Annotated in this window: 16 protein-coding genes; 9 read left to right on the forward strand and 7 right to left on the reverse strand. The window is 64.5% G+C overall.

Going from position 1 to position 15,177, the window contains the following annotated elements:
* Positions 1-222 precede the first annotated feature (222 nt).
* Entirely contained in the window at positions 223-897 is a 675-nt protein-coding gene (locus tag ACXI0U_RS11430; protein ID WP_479550270.1) for a TetR/AcrR family transcriptional regulator, read from the forward strand.
* Positions 898-927: 30 nt separating this feature from the next.
* On the opposite strand, the gene ACXI0U_RS11435 is transcribed toward ACXI0U_RS11430, so the two are convergent.
* The gene (locus ACXI0U_RS11435) at positions 928-1,905 is read right to left on the reverse strand and encodes a lipid A deacylase LpxR family protein (RefSeq protein WP_271658013.1); all 978 of its coding nucleotides are present in this window, start codon (positions 1,903-1,905) and stop codon (positions 928-930) included.
* A gap of 248 nt (positions 1,906-2,153) precedes the next feature.
* Here ACXI0U_RS11435 and ACXI0U_RS11440 point away from each other — a divergent pair, with 248 nt between their 5' ends.
* Positions 2,154-2,453, forward strand: a complete 300-nt coding sequence (locus ACXI0U_RS11440) for a hypothetical protein (RefSeq protein ID WP_423499901.1) — start codon at positions 2,154-2,156, stop codon at positions 2,451-2,453.
* A gap of 34 nt (positions 2,454-2,487) precedes the next feature.
* Complete coding sequence (locus ACXI0U_RS11445; RefSeq protein WP_431484681.1) at positions 2,488-2,772, forward strand: hypothetical protein; 285 nt, start codon at positions 2,488-2,490, stop codon at positions 2,770-2,772.
* A 126-nt stretch (positions 2,773-2,898) separates the two neighbouring features.
* Here ACXI0U_RS11445 and ACXI0U_RS11450 read toward each other — a convergent pair whose 3' ends face one another.
* Positions 2,899-3,342: an EF-hand domain-containing protein gene (locus tag ACXI0U_RS11450; protein ID WP_148304223.1), complete on the reverse strand. Its 444-nt coding sequence runs from the start codon at positions 3,340-3,342 to the stop codon at positions 2,899-2,901.
* Positions 3,343-3,467: 125 nt separating this feature from the next.
* Entirely contained in the window at positions 3,468-4,409 is a 942-nt protein-coding gene (locus ACXI0U_RS11455; RefSeq protein ID WP_479550271.1) for a LysR family transcriptional regulator, read from the reverse strand.
* A gap of 98 nt (positions 4,410-4,507) precedes the next feature.
* On the opposite strand from ACXI0U_RS11455, the gene ACXI0U_RS11460 reads away from it, so the two are divergent.
* Positions 4,508-5,248 (forward strand): SDR family oxidoreductase, encoded by a 741-nt coding sequence (locus tag ACXI0U_RS11460; protein ID WP_431484683.1) that lies wholly within the window; start codon positions 4,508-4,510, stop codon positions 5,246-5,248.
* A gap of 68 nt (positions 5,249-5,316) precedes the next feature.
* Here ACXI0U_RS11460 and ACXI0U_RS11465 read toward each other — a convergent pair whose 3' ends face one another.
* The 3 genes from ACXI0U_RS11465 to ACXI0U_RS11475 form a co-directional block, all read right to left on the reverse strand.
* Positions 5,317-7,866, reverse strand: a complete 2,550-nt coding sequence (locus ACXI0U_RS11465) for a TonB-dependent siderophore receptor (RefSeq protein ID WP_479550272.1) — start codon at positions 7,864-7,866, stop codon at positions 5,317-5,319.
* A 147-nt stretch (positions 7,867-8,013) separates the two neighbouring features.
* Positions 8,014-8,952, reverse strand: coding sequence for a FecR domain-containing protein (locus tag ACXI0U_RS11470; protein WP_431484685.1), 939 nt, complete (start codon positions 8,950-8,952; stop codon positions 8,014-8,016).
* 4 nt (positions 8,953-8,956) lie between these two features.
* Entirely contained in the window at positions 8,957-9,466 is a 510-nt protein-coding gene (locus ACXI0U_RS11475) for a sigma-70 family RNA polymerase sigma factor (RefSeq protein ID WP_021220122.1), read from the reverse strand.
* A gap of 280 nt (positions 9,467-9,746) precedes the next feature.
* Between ACXI0U_RS11475 and ACXI0U_RS11480 the strand changes: the two genes are divergently transcribed.
* The 5 genes from ACXI0U_RS11480 (at position 9,747) to ACXI0U_RS11500 (ending at position 13,947) form a co-directional block, all read left to right on the forward strand.
* The gene (locus tag ACXI0U_RS11480) at positions 9,747-10,580 is read left to right on the forward strand and encodes an oxidoreductase (RefSeq protein WP_431484687.1); all 834 of its coding nucleotides are present in this window, start codon (positions 9,747-9,749) and stop codon (positions 10,578-10,580) included.
* A 27-nt stretch (positions 10,581-10,607) separates the two neighbouring features.
* Complete coding sequence (locus ACXI0U_RS11485; protein ID WP_431484688.1) at positions 10,608-11,552, forward strand: AraC family transcriptional regulator; 945 nt, start codon at positions 10,608-10,610, stop codon at positions 11,550-11,552.
* A 746-nt stretch (positions 11,553-12,298) separates the two neighbouring features.
* Positions 12,299-12,661, forward strand: coding sequence for a hypothetical protein (locus ACXI0U_RS11490; RefSeq protein ID WP_431484689.1), 363 nt, complete (start codon positions 12,299-12,301; stop codon positions 12,659-12,661).
* 113 nt (positions 12,662-12,774) lie between these two features.
* Positions 12,775-13,305: a M15 family metallopeptidase gene (locus ACXI0U_RS11495; RefSeq protein ID WP_431484690.1), complete on the forward strand. Its 531-nt coding sequence runs from the start codon at positions 12,775-12,777 to the stop codon at positions 13,303-13,305.
* Between the two features lie 111 nt (positions 13,306-13,416).
* Positions 13,417-13,947 (forward strand): P-loop NTPase family protein, encoded by a 531-nt coding sequence (locus tag ACXI0U_RS11500; protein WP_431484879.1) that lies wholly within the window; start codon positions 13,417-13,419, stop codon positions 13,945-13,947.
* Positions 13,948-13,991: 44 nt separating this feature from the next.
* On the opposite strand, the gene ACXI0U_RS11505 is transcribed toward ACXI0U_RS11500, so the two are convergent.
* Positions 13,992-15,164, reverse strand: a complete 1,173-nt coding sequence (locus ACXI0U_RS11505) for a GGDEF domain-containing protein (RefSeq protein WP_479550273.1) — start codon at positions 15,162-15,164, stop codon at positions 13,992-13,994.
* Positions 15,165-15,177: the final 13 nt, after the last annotated feature.

A 15,177-nucleotide genomic window follows, 5' to 3' on the forward strand; every position in this document is an offset into this window, starting at 1 on the left:
GGGCGACCTCGGCCTGCAGTTCTTCTCGGGTCAGGTTGTTCAGGGTCCGGTACTCGCGTGTGGTGTTGGATGGACGGAGGGGTCGCATCGGGTGCGCCTGCATCAGACCAAAATCCAGGCCGGTTTGCACGAGGTGCCTGTGCCGCTGGGGGTTCGACGCATTGCGCGCGCACAAATCGGCCAGGCCGTTGTCTCTAGTTGCTCGGACTCCCAGGGTGCCCCATGCCTCTCGTCACAGAACCCACCTGCACGCCCCGGCGCAAGGCCCAGCGCCAGCCCCGGCAAAGCCGTGGCGAGCTGCGCGTCACGGCCATCCTGGAGGCCTGCGAGCGGCTGTTGGTGGAGGAAGGCGAAGCGGCGCTCGGCATGCACCGGATCGCGGCGGAAGCGGAGACCTCCATCGGCTCGCTCTACCACTTCTTCCCGAACAAGCAGAGCATGCTTCTCGCCCTTTCCGAACGCCACGAGCTGGCCATCCAGGCGGTCGCCGAGGAGATTGGCCGCATCGACGACGCCACCTGGCAGGGCGCCAGCGCAGAGCGGCTGATCACCCTGCTGGTCAAGCCGCTGCTGGACTACGTGGCGCAGAACCCGGTGCTGCTGTCCCTGATCCGATTCGACAGGGCAGCGGGCAAGTCCCCCACCGACACCCCCGTCCAGCCCCTGCTGCAGGCCTTGTGCATACGCATCCTGACGCTGCGCCTGCCAGGCACCGACGAGCGTGCCAGGAAGGCCTATGCGGCCACCCTGCTCGGCCTGCCCCTGGGCCTGGTGACCGACCTGATGGTGGATTACGACAAGGACATGCGGGCCGCGGTGCTGCACGAGGAAATCCCCCGGGCGCTCACCGCCTACATCCAGGCCATCGAGGCGAGCCAGGGGCGCGACGCCTCCTGAGGTGCCGGGCGCCTGCAGGCGCCCCGCTCGTCACAGCCAGGTGGACAGGGTGACCGAGCCGAACTGGTCGTGCTCCTGCTGGGTCTTGAACTCATGGCTGCGCCAGACGTTGGCGAACGACAGCTGCCAGCGGTCCCACAGCATGGCGAACCCTAACTGAGCGTCGCCCACCCACTTCTCGCGGTCCACGGAGTGGCTGTCCTTGAAGGTGTTGCCGTCCAGCAGCATGTTGTGGGCCATGAAGCGCCCTTCGAGGTTGGCGAATACGAACCAGCCGAAACCTTCGCCGGGCTTGAAGTACTGCGCGCCGCTGGGCGCCGGCGTGACGGCGGGTTGGCTCAGGCTGCGCGAAAGCCCCTGGCCGAAGCGCACGCCCGCGCCGGTGGAGGCGTAGGTGTAGAGGTTGCCCACCGCGCCCCCGACGCTGGGGCCGTATTCCAGCTCCAGGCCACCCAGCTGATGCTGCAGCCACCAGCGCTTCTCGTAGCCCAGGTTGACGAAGGGTTCGTTCTCCAGCTGGTTGTCCCAGCCTTCCGGCGCATCGCTGCCGGTGACCTTGTGCACCGCCCGCTGCAATCGCTTGCCGCCCGCGCCCTGGCCGACCAGGCCGGCGTCGAGGGTGAAGGTGTCGCTCATGCGCAGCCCTTCCCGCTGCTCATCGGCGAACAGCGTCACCCCGCCGAACACCAGCCCGGCGTAGGGGCGGTCCTGCTCCTGCAGTTCGGCGGTCTCGATCTCCTCGGGGGTGTAGAGCTGGTGGCCGAAGCGGTAGGCGGCGTAGCTCAGGTCGCTGGTGGACCAGCCGGGCAGCACGCCTGCCAGGTTGCGCGTCCAGTGCGCCTGCTCGGGTTCGAAAGCCAAGGAGCCCTCGATCCCGTTGGTGTAGTGGCCGTCCTGGCCGCCAGTGAATACATCGTTTTCGACCTTCAGCGAAAAGACTTCGGCGTTCACGCCGCTGGCAACTAGCAGGGAAGTGACGAACATCGCGCTGATAGCGGAGGCTTTCATGGGGGGGCTCCAGGTTGTTTTTAGTGGCTTCCGAGGGGCAGGCGGCTGGGCCGCAAAACTATGAAAGCCGGCGCGAAAAACCGTTCAACAAAAATAGACGATGGATTCTAGTTTCCGGCCAAGGCCAGGCCGTGCGCGCCTTGCAACGCTCCGAACCCCGCCAACCCGCCCGTCACCCCGGGGCGGGCCGGGCTGAACCGCACCCGCTGACAGGCCTCCAATTAACCAGGAACGCAGTGGAGACCAGCATGATCAGCTATCACGGGCAGGCCATCGTTTCCTTCAGCGGGCGTGCGGGCCAGATGCTCGGCATCCAGAGCCGGCGAACCGAAATCGGGCTCGAAGAAACCGCCCCGGGCGTCTTCAATCTCACCTGTGGGCTGAACCTCAGGGGTGCTGAAGAAGTTCGCATCACGCTGCCCGAGCGGCAGCACATCAGCGGCACGGTAGCCGCACAGCAAGGCCAGGTCGTGACCCTGGTGGCAACCGGGCAGGAAACCACGCCCAGCCGCCCCGAGCAGGCCAGGCACCAGGAGCAACGTGGATAGCGCAGGCAGCGCTGCCAGCAAGGAGGAGCTGCAGATGACCAGGTACGAAGGACAAGCCATCCTCACCTACACGGGAACCCATGGCGAGCTCGCCGGCACCTTCCAGCGCCGAACGCGCATCCTCCTGAACCGAACGGCGCCCGGCGTCTACGACATCACCTGCAGCGCCGACCTCAGGCAAGCCGGCGAGGTGACGGTGACCCTGCCCAACGGCCAGGTCTACAGGGGCAAGGTGCTCTGCCAGACGGGCCAGACCGCGACCCTGGTGATCTCGAGCGATGAGCCGGCCTACCGCGGCTTGGGCGGGTTGCTGGGGTGAGGCCCGAACGCATCCGCTGATGCCGATCAGCCTTCCACCTGCGGCGTGCTGAATCACGCTGCATCAGGGGCTCATGTCGGCCTGGAGCCTCGGGGCTCACGCCGCCACAGCCAAGCGCTTGAACCATCAAGGCGTAACGGCTTCACCCCGGAAGCGTTGCAGCTCTTCACGGGTCACCTTGCGGTCACCGTCTGAGTCGGCCAGCAGCATCATGTCGACCGAAGCCTTCACATACTCCTGCTCGGTCACCTTGCCGTCGTGGTTGCCGTCCCAGTACTCCAGGGTCTTCTGCGAAACCGACGCCAGCACCTCGGCGGGCCAGACCATCTCGGGGGCACTCTCGGCAGCGTTGTAGGCAGCGATCTCGTCCACCTTGAGCACGCCGTCGCCGTTGCTGTCCATGGCGCGGAAGGTCTTGGGGGCGGCAGCCTGGGCTTCCGCCACGGACAGCGCGCCATCGCCGTCGGTGTCTTCCGAGCGGAAGATCTCATCCACCGAGGCGGCGGCAACGTGAGTGGCGGCCAGCGCCAACAGCAGGCCGGCGGAGAACATCCGAGTGAGCAATGGCATGTGCAACTCCCTGTAGAAAACGGCGGAGACTCGGGCAGGCGCCCTCCCCGCACGAAGAACAAAGGCTGGGAATCTAGAAGTGACGGGATAGGGGGTCAATTAGCACATGCGCCCTAGCGCACGGCTCACGCGTTGCGAACGATCTCGTCCCAGGCCGTGGGGTTCGGGAACAGCTCCTCAAGAAAACCGACGAAGGCCTTGACGTTGGGGCTGCCCCGCCGGCTTTCCGGCCACAGCGCGGTGATGGAGGAGCGGTCCACCGCGAACTCCGGGAACAGCGGCGTCAACTCGCCACGGGCCACATAGGGCGCAGCCACATAGGTGGGTGAAATACCGATTCCACCACCCGCAGCCACCACTGCGGCGACCGCGTCGCTGGCGTCGATGACGATGGTCGCATCCGGCACCAGCTCGACCACCTTGCCGTCCACGCTGAAGGGCCAGCGCAATGCCTGGCCCGAGCGCTGATAGCGGAAGTTCACGCAGTCGTGGTTCGCCAGGTCCCTGAGCTCCAGCGGCGTGCCGCGCCTGGCCAGGTAGGCCGGTGAGGCGAAGGCGGCGATGCGATGGGGGCCAAGGGTTTTCGAGATCAGCCGCGAGTCCACCGGGTTGCCCACGCGTACCGCGACGTCGATGCCCTGCTCGATGATGTCGGCATAGGGGTCGCCCAGGCGCAGGTCGATGGCGAGCTTGGGGTAGCGCTGGCGAAATCTGGGGATGGCCGGCGCCAGTATGTTCAGACCGATGGGCGGCGGCGCGGTGACCTTCAGGGTGCCGGAAGGCTCGGCGCGGGAGGCGACGGCAGCCTGATCGATGTCCTCCACCTCGCGCAGGATGCGCAGCGCCCGCTCGTACAGGTCACGCCCTTCCGGCGTGAGGGTGAGCGAACGAGTGGTGCGGCTGAACAGCTTGAGCCCGAAATGCTGCTCCAGGCGCTGCACGCTTTTGCTGATGGCCGATGGCGACACCGAGAGGTCCCGGGCGGCAGCGGTGTAGCTGCCGAGGGAGGCGGCGCGGGCAAAAGCAATGAGACCGGTGAGGCGGTCCAACCCTATCTGTTCCTTCATGGCATAAGTAAAGCGACAGATGACCTTATTATCAATCCTGAGGCCTAGCTTTAGCCTTCTCCCATCGACGCCATCCCGGCGTTCAAGGAGATGAAACCATGACCTCTGTACCCGCCCTCCCCTCCAACCTGCACGGTCGCACCGTGGTGATTTTCGGCGGCACGTCCGGCATCGGCCTGGCCGCCGCCATCCAGGCCAAGGCCGCTGGCGCACGGGTGACCGTGATCGGCTCCGATGCCGCCCGCGCCGAACAAGCCGCCCGCGACAACGGCCTGGACGCCTGGCGCGCCGCCGACGTGACCGACAGCGACGCCATCCGAGCCGCCCTGGCGGATATCCCGAACGTGGACTACCTGGTGCTGCTGGCCGGCACCTACGTGGTGGGCAAGGTGATGGATGCGGGGATCGACCATCTCCACCGGGCATTCGACGAGCGCATGTGGGCCTCGGTGCATGCCATACGCGCCCTGGGCGAGCGCATGGCGAAGGACGGTTCCATCACCTTCATCTCCGGGATGCTCTCCGAGCGTCCCAACGCCCACGGCACCGCAGTGCTGGCGGCCGCATCCGCCGCCATGGAGGCCCTGGCACGGGGCCTCGCCCTGGAGCTGGCGCCGATCCGGGTCAACACCCTATCCCCCGGGCCCATCGACACGCCCATCTTCAGCAAGGCACTGGGAGACGGCCGCGATGCCTTCGTCGCAGCGCTGGAGCAGACGCTGCCGCTGCATCGCCTGGGCACCGCTACGGAAGCCGGCGCGGCCACCCTGTTCCTGATGAGCAACGGCTTCATGAACGGTGCGACGTTGAATATCGATGGGGGTGCGAGACTGGTGTGACGGTTGGATCCGTCAGATCCGGGAAGGGGGCGGCCAGGCTGACGCCTGGCGCGCCCCGGTAGGCGCCCTCAGTCGAAGGTGCCGCGCAGGGTCAGGGTGAAGTTGCGGGGTTCGCCGTAGTAGTTGCCATATTCCGAGGTGCCGACACTGGCGTAGTAGCGGCGGTCGAAGAGGTTGTTGCCGTTGGCCGCCACCGTCCAGTTGTCGTCGACCTTGTACTCGACCATGGCGTCGTACACCGCGTAGCCGGACTGGCTGAAGTCGTAGGCGCGGCTGTCGATGACGTTGCCGCCGGAGTCGAAGCGATAAGCGCTGCCGCTGACATAGGTCGGGCTCTGCGTGGTCACGCCACCCCCGATGCGCCAGGCGGAAAAATCTCCTGGCAGGGTGTAGGTGGTCCAGAGCTTGAACAGGTGCTTGGGCGTGACGGTGCTGTAGAGGGTTTCCTCGGTGTCGTTGTGCAACTGGTTGTAGGTGTAGCCGGCGAGGACCTCCAAGCCCGGGGCGATCTCGCCGGTGGCTTCCAGGTCGATGCCCTTGCTGGTCACCTTGTCCTGGGCGAGGAAGCAGCATGAGGCGCTGTAACTGAACGCCGGGTTGGGATATCTCGGGTCGGTCGCGGCCTGGTGCTGGCGCTTGGTGTAGAACAGCGCCGCGCTGAGGTTCAGCTTGCCCTCGAACAGTTCGCCCTTGATGCCGGTTTCGTAGGTCTTGCCGGTCATGGGTTCGATGGAGACCATGGCAATTCGGGGGCCTTGGAGCTTCTGAGCCTGGGGCTTGAACACTTCCGAGTAGCTGGCGTAGGTCGACCACTGATCGTCCAGCGCATAGATCAGACCACCGAACGGCGTCAGGGTGGTGGGCTCACGATCGCCCACCCTGTCCTGCAGTGCCCAGGTCCCCGTGCCATCGGAGTTACGCATGCTGTAAGCCTGCTCGAACTTGTAGCGCTGGGCGCGCACGCCGGCCACCAGTTTCAGTGGGTCGGTCAGCTGCAGGCGCAGGGTCGAATAGACGCCGTACTGCTCGCGGGTGTTGGGCGAGTAGTCCCGCCAGAAATTGTGGTTCGAGTCTTCCGTGGGCAGCGGCGTGGCAGAGGGGTTCCACAGGTCGATCAGCCCGCCCTTGCCGGTCTTGCCCAGGGCGCTGCGCCACTGGCTGGTGACCTTCTGGTAGTCGGCGCCGACCAGCAGTTCGTGCTGGCGACCGAAGGCGTCGAAGTGGCCCGAGAGGTTCAGGTCGAACACCGACTGCTTGCTCCAGCTATCGACGTAGCTGCCCCACCAGTAGGGGCCGTTATTGGTGGTTTCGTCCACCGAGCCGTAAGGGATCACGCCTTCGGTGGTGGAGCCGTTATAGGAGTATGTGTAGGAGGTGTTGAGCTTCCAGTTGTCGTCGAAGTAGTGGTCGAGCTTGGCGAACCACTCGCGGGTGTAGCTATCGCCCCAGGCACTGTTGGTGGTGTACCAGGTGTGCCGGGGCAGGTGCAGGTCGCCGCCCGTGCTGTAGCGTGGCAGGCCGTCGCCGGTGCCGTTCTCCTTGACCTTGTCGTAGCTGCCACCGACCGTCACCAGGGTGTCGTCGCTGACATCGAACTCCAGCACCCCATAGAGCAGCGGCCGCTCGGTGCTGCGGTTGTCCATGAAGTACTGGCGGTCGGTGTAAGCCGCCACCATGCGCCCCCGCAGCCGGCCGTCGAGGGCCAGCGGGCCGGTCAGGTCGACTTCGCTGCGGTAGTTGTCCCAGGAGCCGGCCGAGGTCTCCAGCTTGAGCTGGTAGTGGCCCAGGGGGCGCTTGCGTACCAGGTTGACGATGCCGCCGGGGTCGCCGGTACCGCCCAGCAGGCCACTGGCGCCACGCAGGATCTCGACATGGTCGTACATGGCCATGTCGTACTGGCGGTTGCTGTAGAAGGTGCCGATGCCCGAGCCGATGTCCATCGGCGCGGCACCGTCGATTTGCAGGTTATCGATGGGGAAGCCGCGGGAATAGAACTGCTGGGTGTTGTAGCTGCCGTTGCGCAGGGTGATGCCGGGCGTGTACTTCATGGCATCGGGCAGCGTGGTCATCTTCTTGTCGTCGATCATCTTGCGGGAGATCACCGACACGCTTTGCGGGGTCTCCTTCAAGCTCACCGGGGTTTTGGACCCAACGCTGATCAACCCGGTGGTGTAGGAGCCCGAGCCCTCCGTCATCTCGCCCATGCCCTGCCCCATGATCAGGGTCTGGCTCAATTCCAAGGCGCTTTCGCTGCTGGCGGAAGGCTGCAATGTGTAGCTACCGGCCTGGCGCTCGACGGCCTGCAGGCCGCTGCCCGCAAGCAGTTGCGAGAGCGCGGCGGTTGCGGCGAAGCGGCCCTGCACACCGGGCGATTGCCTGCCCTGGGTGGCGCCCGGCTCGTAGGAGACGGTGGCCCCGGCGGCTTCAGAGAAGGCGGCGATGGCGTCTTCCAGCGGGCCGGCGGGAATGTCGAAGGCGAACTCCGCCTGTTGCGTTTCCTGCGCCCAGGCAACGGGCGCGACGAAGGCCGCCAGCGGTGCGGCAAGCAAGGCGCCGCTGAGTGCGAGAGGAATGGCGTGGAGCCGGGTTCGGCGGAACTGCGGGTGGGTGCCTGACATGTCGGTGCTTTTCTCCAATGGCAGATTACGGCGTCTCTTCTGCGCCTCTACTGTCCTTGTCGAACGAGAATCAGAATCACCAACACCTGGCGAAATTATTTTTTCAACGCAGACTGCCGCGCCCCGCTCAGCGGCTGTTCTCGATGCTCAGCGCTTTTCGACCCGTGCCCACCAGCGGGTAAGGCGCCGGGTGCGAACCGGCAGGGTGCCGCTGAGGTTGTCGAGCACAGTGTCGACCTCATGCAACTGGAACACCCCGGAGATGCGCAGGGCGGCGGCCTTGTCGTCGCAGCCCAGGTAGCCGTTGTGGTAGCGCGAAAGCTCGGCGATGAAGTCGTCCAGCCGCCAGTCGCTGACTTGCAGCTGCCCGCGCATCCAGGCATCCGCGCCCTTGTGCAGCGTACCGGACTCGCCGGCCGCCTCACGGGTGAAGCTCAGCTGCTGCCCGGTCTCCACCCGCACGGCGTGGGCTAGCGCCTGTTGCGGGCGCACCTCCACCGCATGCTGCAACACGCCGACGCGGGCGCCGGCCTCGTCGCTGCGCACCAGAAAACGCGTGCCAAGCGCGCGAACACTGCCGAAGGGCGTATGCACGACGAAGGGACGGGAGAGGCCGTCCTGGGCGGTCTTGACCCAGATCTCGCCTTCCCGCAGGTCGAGCTGGCGCAGCTGGGTGTCGTACTTCACGTCGACGGCGGTGCGGGTGTTGAGGACCAGGCGGGTGCCGTCCGGCAGGGCCAGTTCCAGGGTCTCGCCAGTGCCGGTACGGTGGTCGGCCAAGGCGTTGCGCGCCGGGGTATGGCGCAGGCCCAGTGCCGCCGTACCGCCGGCCGCGAGCAGCACCGAGAGCACCTTGAGCACCGCGCGGCGCTTGAGACGGGAGCTCTTCAGGGTCGGCCGGGCGATGTCCGCCGTCACCCGGCCGAGCGTCGCCTGCAGGCGCTCCACCCGCGCCCAGGCCTGGGCATGGCGCGGGTCGCTGGCCAGCCAGCGGCGGTGGGCGTCGCGCGCGGCGTCGCCCTGTTCGCTGAGGGTCACGTACCACTCCGCAGCGGCTTCGAGGGTCTTCAGGTCGAGGCTGGACATCGGCTCAGTCGTCCAGCAGCACGAGGCAGTGGGTGATCGCCCGTACGAAGTGCTTGCGCACGGTGTTGGCGGACAGGCCCAGCTGCTTGCCGATGTCCACGAAGCTGAGGCCATCGAGCTGGGCCATGAGGAAGATGTCCCGCGTACGCGCGCCCATGCCATCGAGCAGCGCGTCGATCTCCATCAGGGTTTCGATGATGATGCAGCGCGTCTGCGGCGAGATTTCCACCGGCTCGGGCAAGGCCGCCAGCGTCTCCAGGTAGGCCTGCTCCAGGGTGCGGCGACGGTAGAGGTCGATCACCAGGCTGCGGGCGACGGTGGTCAGGTAGGCCCGGGGCTGGCGGACTTCGAGCAGCTTGCGCTGGGTGATGACGCGCACGAAGGTGTCTTGCGCCAGGTCCGCCGCCTGCTCGCGACAGCCAAGTTTCTTGCGCAGCCACTGGTGCAGCCAGCCATGGTGCTCGGCATAAAGCTCATGCAGGGCGCGGCGCTGGAAATCGGCGGTATCGTCCATGGCTGGCACATTCAATTGATAATGATTGTCAATTCTATGCTTGCTTGAAAGCCGCCGTAAATCCCGCGCTTCCGTTCAGCAGTCTTGGTAGGGGCAGGAGTTTTCACAGGGCGATGAATCCGCTTCCCGCCTCCCCTGCCCTTGTTGCCTGCTGCCGGGCCCGGGAATACCAATCGATCGATCTAATAGGAACAGGCAATACTAAAATCCGATCCGGCATCCTCCATCTCCGTCCCTCGCCCTAGCATGGCCGCACCTCGTATCGACCGGAGTGCGAACCATGAATGCAGCAAAAACCCTGTTCATCACCGGCGTCAGCAGCGGCTTCGGCCAGGCCCTGGCCAGGGAGGCGCTCGCCCAGGGCCATCGCGTGATCGGCACCGTTCGCAGCGAAGCCGCCCTGGCGACCTTCGAGGCGCTCAGCCCCGAGCGGGCCCACGGCGTGATGCTGGACGTTACCGACTTCGAGGCTATTGACGCGGTGGTCGCCGCCGTCGAGGAACGGCACGGCCCGGTGGACGTGCTGGTGAACAATGCGGGCTACGGCCATGAGGGGATTCTGGAGGAGTCGCCGCTGGAGGAGATGCGTCGCCAGTTCGATGTGAACGTATTCGGTGCGGTGGCGATCACCAAGGCCTTCGTGCCCTACTTCCGCCAACGCCGAGCGGGGCACATCCTCAACATCACCTCCATGGGCGGCCATATCACCCTGCCGGGTATCGCCTACTACTGCGGCAGCAAGTTTGCGCTGGAAGGCATCTCCGACACCCTGAGCAAGGAGCTCGCCCCCTTCGGCATCTTCGTCACCGCCGTGGCGCCGGGGTCGTTCCGCACCGATTGGGCGGGCCGCTCCATGCAGCGCACGCCACGCAGCATCAGTGACTACGACGCGAGCTTCGACCCGGTGCGCCAGGCCCGCGTGAAGAAAAGCGGCCATCAGCTGGGCGACCCGCAAAAGGCCGCTCGCGCCATGCTGAGCATCATCGCCAGCCCCACACCACCGGCCCATCTGCTGCTGGGCAGCGACGCCCTGGCATTGGTGCGTGACAAGCTGCAGCGCACGGTGGAGAGTATTGAGCAATGGGAGGCACTCAGCCGTTCTACCGACGGTTGAGCAGCAAGGTGGAGAGCGGTGCAGTCGATGGCTAAAAGCCCCAAGGACCCGAGCACAGCGCGCATGGTGCAGCTGATGGGCCGGCTGGCGCCGCAGGAAGGCTACAACCTGAGCCCGCTGAACGATGTGCGCTTCCTGCGCTCCGACCGGCCACTGACGCGCACGCCGGTGCTGTACGAGCCTGGCATCGTCATCCTCTGCCAGGGACGGAAACGCGGCTACCTGGGCGACGAGATCTACGTCTACGACGCCCAGCACTACCTGGTGGTGTCAGTGCCGGTGCCCTTCACCATGGAGACCGACGCCAGCGAGGCGGAGCCCATGCTGGCGGTGTACCTGCGCCTGGACTTCACCCTGGCTGGCGAGCTGATCCAGCAGGTGGATGCAGTACGGGGCTTCACTGCGGCCCAGCCAATGGGCATGTACGCCTCGCCCATGGACGAGCCGCTGCGCAAATCGACCCTGCGCTTCCTGGAAGTCATGGACGACCCCGACGACGCGCAGATCCTCGGCCCGGCGATGCTGCGTGAGCTCTACTACCGCATCCTCACCGGCGAACAGGGCGGTACCCTGCGCGCGGCCATCGCCCAGCAGGGCCAGTTCGGCAAGGTGATGCGGGCCATCCACAAGATCCACAGCTGCTACCACGAGCACCTGGATGTGGAAGCCCTGGCCCGGGAAGCGCAGATGAGCGTGCCCAACTTCCACCTGCACTTTCGCAAGGTGACCGATACCTCGCCCATGCAGTACCTCAAATCGACACGCCTGCACCAGGCGCGCCTGCTGATGCTGCGCAACGACCTGACGGCCGCCAATTCGGCCTTCCTGGTGGGCTATGAAAGCGCCTCGCAATTCAGTCGCGACTTCAAGCGCCTGTTCGGCCGCACGCCGCTGGCGGAAGTGGCGTGGATGAAACAGGCCTATGCGCTGCCGGTGCCGACGAGCCCGTCACCTTTTGTGTCATCACATTGAGTTTCGGGCTGTTCGGACATCCCGGAACAACAGGCCCCAGACCGTATAGGCCTGTCGGTGTGGCATCTAGAGCCACGCCTCCTTCTGGCTAAAGACAACGTGGGGTGAAGGACTCAGAAGCGCTTAAGCCAAGTGGACTGTATGAAGGTAATTTCTGTAGCGTGCGCGAGCCTTTGCATAGCGACGACTCTTGAATCAAATTGTTCGTTCCTTTAGCGGGCTAAATCAATCCGGCCCCATAAGCAAGCAAACCTGCCCATGCACGCCTGAGAAGGCCTATCAATGCACGCGGAAAAGCCAATGTTAGAAAATGAAGAACTCATCAACAATCTCTTGTCGCTTAGCTATCGTGAACTAGCCAAGGTCATGCACGAAGTAGCCGTGAAAAATAGAGTTCGTGAGAATTATCAAGGCGGGGATTTCTATGAGTACTCTCTAGTCTTAGCGGAAGTTTCTTGGGGGCGTAATGACGGGATTAACGACCCTGAGCCAACGATAACTTTCATTGGCAAAGAACATCCCCGTGTAAGCCATGTCAACTGGGAAGGACGCTACTACCAGGGGGGAAAATGCGGGTACTGCAACTCTCTAATTTCATGTGCTGCCAAGGTAGCGATTTGTCCGGTTTGTGACTCGACTGTTGAGTGCACCTAGTCATCGCAGCGCTAAGGGTTGGCTCACTTGCCAACAGGCCTCTCGGAGGTAGTTTATGCGGACGAATCAAACAAGCATTAGGCATCACGACCATGTCTGTGAGCTACACCCTTTGGAATGCCACCAAGCGAGAGCGCATCTCGTTCATGCACATCAACGCAAGCACGGCTCGGGAGATTGCTGGTCAACCCGCTGCGGCTGCGATTGTGGCCTGGTATTTGATTCAGAACCCTGGTGACGAGATATCCATTCTGCCCGAGGGGACTCTTCCGCCCTCACTGGCCCGCCATGGGGTTGATCCATATAGCCTGCCTGACTGCACGAGCCACTATGTCGAACAGCTAATTGCCGAGGGGATTCTCAAGGACAACGGACTGCTGTACTGCGATGAAGACGAACCGGCATCCGTGTATATCCGCGACCTTCAAAACAGGTGGGTGGAAAGCGATACTTGATCGAGTCGGCTACTGATCCAAATGGTCATTCGCTCTGACCAAACGTAGCTACCAATCCACAGCACCAAGCACCGCACCAACCGAACCACGCCATCTCCCCCACAGGCCATCACATGCACTATTCCACCGCCGCCCTAGCCATGCTCGACAGACTGGGAATCCCCGTCAGTTTGATCATTGCCAAAGACCTGCTGGAGTTCACCGAGGCGACTGTTCTGGAGGTGGCCGAAGTCGATGCGAATGGCAGGGAACATCAGCTAACCCCATCCGCCGCCCAAGCCTGGGCAAGGCTCAAATCCAGCGCCAGCACAGATGGAGTCGACCTGCATATCGTCTCGGCCTTCAGAAGTGTGGCGCGGCAGGTGTCGATCATCGAGAGAAAGCTCAAGGCCGGGCTGAGCCTCGAGCAGATCCTGGCCGTATCAGCTCCGCCGTTCTTCAGCGAGCACCATACGGGGCTGGCGGTGGACATCGGCACGCCGGGCTGTCCGACATTGGAAACCGAATTCGAAAACACACCGGCGTTCGCCTGGCTGGAAAAACACGCAGCGGCGTTCGGCTTCCAGTTGTCGTACCCGCGAGGCAATCCGAACGGGTTCGACTATGAGCCCTGGCATTGGCGGTTCATCCCCGCCTCCGCCTGAGCAGCCATAACCCAATAAAATCAGCGACTTGAATAAGCAGATGCTTCATCCTGTCGGCCGGCAGGGATGGCCTCGCCGATTCGAAACCGACTTGCGCTCATGGAGGATGAATTGCGGATCTACATTACAGGCGCCTCATGTGCAGGCGTGACGACCCTGGGTCAGAACCTCGTGCCGCCGCTCGGCGTCCGCCAGGTGGATGTCGATGACTATTACTGGATGCCCACGGACCCACGCTTCACGACCAAGCGGCCGCCCAGTGAGCGGGTTTCCTTGATGCAGCATGAGCTCGGTGACGACAACTGGGTGCTGACCGGCTCCTGCATCAACTGGGGCGATGCACTGATTGCCCATGCCGATCTGATCGTGTTCGTGGTGACGCCCACGCCCATTCGCCTGGAGCGGCTGGCCGCCCGTGAAAAGGAGCGCTTTGGCGAGCGGATCGCGCCCGGCGGTGATATGCATGGCATACACGTGGCCTTTCGCGAGTGGGCTTCGCAATACGACAACCCGGCGTTCGACGGGCGCAACCGGGCCTGGCACGAGGCGTGGCTGGCCGGGCAAACGGCACCGATCCTGAGGGTCGACGGGGAGAGCAGCGCCGAGGCGATGACGGCGAAGGTCATTCACGCCCTATCGTAGGTGTCGCGCTAGCGGAGGCAGCCCGGCGCCGAAGCCGGGCACCTCTAGAAACCTATCGAGCGCCCCGCCCATTCGACCCGATTGCGCCCCGAGGCCTTGCCCTGGTACAGGGCCTTGTCCGCCTGCTGCATGACTCCGTCGAGGGCTTGCGAGTGGGTGAAGCCTTCCGAAACACCGATGGTGGCCGTGCAGCGGATCGGCGTTTGCTGATCGGTGCCGGGCACCTCGCTGCTCTCGATGGCCGCGCGGGTGCGCTCCGCCAGTTGCAAGGCACCCGCCCTGTCGGTGTCCAGGGTGATGATCACGAACTCCTCCCCGCCCAGCCTGCAGATCAGGTCGCCCTGGCGGGCGGTGGCCTTGAGGACGTCGGCGACCCGGCACAGAACGAGATCGCCCATCTTGTGGCCATGGCTATCGTTGATGTTCTTGAAGTGATCGATATCCACGATCAGCAGGTAAGCAGGCCCGGCGCTGCGGGAGCGGAAATGCGCGTCCAGGCCCTCCATCAGCCCCCGGCGGTTGAGCAAGCGGGTGAGCGGGTCATGGGCGGCCATGCTGCGCAGCTCGTCGGTGAGGCGGCGCAGCACCAGCCACACGGCGCATGGCGGCAGCACCGTCGCCAGGAACGACATGTAGATGTAGAAGATCTTCTGGAAGCCGGTGTTCATATCCAGCGCCGCCATGCCCCCGCTGAGGATCATGCCGAGCTTCACGGCGTTGAGGCCGCAGATGCCGGCGACCAGGACGGCGAACACGGCCATCTCGACGCGCAGGTCCCGGGCAATGGTGCGCCCCGTATAGAGCAACGTCCCCGTCATGCCCAGGAAGAGCAACGCACAGGTCCCCGCCAGCATCCCATGGCGCGCCTCGCCCCCTAGCGTCCACTGCACCAGCACCTGCGCCGCCGTGTAGGTGCCGGCGAGGATCAGCAGTGGGCGCACCACGGGCGTCGGGCGATCGAAAAAGCGCAAGGCGCCCAGCACATAGGCCACAGGGGCGCACAGCGTCAGCGAGTGATTGACCACACTCACCAGCCCCCAGCCCGCGGGGCCATCCACCAACTGCAGGATGTAGGCGAGCCCAAGCAGGAAATTGCCCAGGGCGAAGACTTCCATGCCCATCTTCTTGCTGTTCAGCCGTGTGCTGATCAGCAGGAACATCACGCAAAAACACAGCAGGTGCACGCAGAGCATGCCGAGGATGACGGTAGCGACCATGTAGTTGCACAAC

This window comes from Pseudomonas sp. C9D1, from assembly GCF_056491235.1.